At 51.6% G+C, this 1,260-nt stretch carries 2 protein-coding genes; both read right to left on the bottom strand.

Going from position 1 to position 1,260, the window contains the following annotated elements; all coding sequences use genetic code 11:
* Positions 1–32: 32 nt before the first annotated feature.
* Positions 33–875: an IS3 family transposase gene (locus ACNKU7_RS18770; protein ID WP_418298519.1), complete on the bottom strand. Its 843-nt coding sequence runs from the start codon at positions 873–875 to the stop codon at positions 33–35.
* An 11-nt stretch (positions 876–886) separates the two neighbouring features.
* Positions 887–1,195: a transposase gene (locus tag ACNKU7_RS18765; RefSeq protein WP_418298518.1), complete on the bottom strand. Its 309-nt coding sequence runs from the start codon at positions 1,193–1,195 to the stop codon at positions 887–889.
* Positions 1,196–1,260: the final 65 nt, after the last annotated feature.

The following is a 1,260-nucleotide window of genomic DNA, read 5'->3' as shown; positions in this document are numbered from 1 at the left end:
CTGGTCTTACCCACAAAAAGTAGACACTATAACTATGCGCATTTGCGCTCATACTCTGCTGGACTTGTGTAACCCAGTGTAGAGTGCCTACGTACTCTGTTGTAGAAAACCTCGATGTATTCAAACACCTCGGACTTTGCCTGACTGATACTCTCAAAGCCTACTGCGTACACCAGCTCCACCTTTAGCCGACTGAAGAACGATTCCATCGCGGCATTGTCCCAACAGTTTGCCTGGCGACTCATACTGGGACGACAGCCGTTCGCTAATAGTAGATCCTGGTACCCTTGGGCTCGATACTGCACGCCTCGATCCGAATGCACGATCAGACCCGGCTTACGACCTCTTTGCTCCAGAGCCATGTTCAGTGCTTTCTGCGTAAGTTCTTCCGTCATCTGGGTATCCAGCGCCCAACCGACAATGCGCCGGGAGTACAGATCCATCACTGCCGCGAGATACAGCCAGCGATCCCTCACCCAGATGTAGGTGATATCACTGGTCCAGCGGCAGTTGGGTCGATCAACCTCGAAGCATCGCTTAAGTAGATTTGCAGCAACATTCACCTTACCTTCTACCGCCTTGCTGTAACGAAAGCCCTTACCGTTCCTCGCTCGAATATGCTCTTTGTGCATGATTCCAGCGATATAGTTCTTTGAGCAAGGTATGCCCGCATCCGATAACTCGCGAGCGATACGGGGAGCGCCATATCGAGCCTTGAAAGCTTCAAAGGTATCTCTAACCTTCTCTGTGACATGCTTCCTGCGGATAGCACGCTCACTTTCGCCGCGGCCTAGCCAGCGGTAAAAACCTGACGCCGATACTTCCAGGCACCGACACATCAAGCGTATCGGGTACAACCCTAAATGCTCGCGTATCAGCGCGTACTTTACTCTTGGTGGTTCGCAAAGTACGCAGCAGCCTTTTTTAGAAACTCAACCTCTTGGCGAGCCTGGTGCAATTCCCTCTTGAGCCGACGTACTTCTGCACTCTCTTGCTTCGAGTAATCGACACCATCCAGGCTATTAAACTGCTTCTCTGAGAGTCGGTTAAACTGGCGTCGCCAGTTGTAGATCTGCTGAGCACTGACACCTAGCTCTCGAGCGACTGAGGCAGTTGTCACCCCAGGCTTTTCCGCCCTCTTTACTGCCTCTCTACGAAACTCTTCTGTATACGCCTGAGTTCTCTTCTTACCCATGGTGCACCTCCGTGTTAGGCCGAAACCTAACTATACAAGGTGTCTACTAAGCGTGGGTAAGTCTT

The sequence above is a fragment of the Microbulbifer weihaiensis genome (genome assembly GCF_048323715.1).
Lineage (GTDB): Bacteria > Pseudomonadota > Gammaproteobacteria > Pseudomonadales > Cellvibrionaceae > Microbulbifer.
Note: the sequence above shows the minus strand (reverse complement) of the source record. Positions and strands in the feature narration are given on the sequence as shown.

Excerpts from the sequence above, each read along its gene's own strand:
- ACNKU7_RS18765 (WP_418298518.1), bottom strand. The coding sequence starts at position 1,195 with ATGGGTAAGAAGAGAACTCAGGCGTATACAGAAGAGTTTCGTAGAGAG.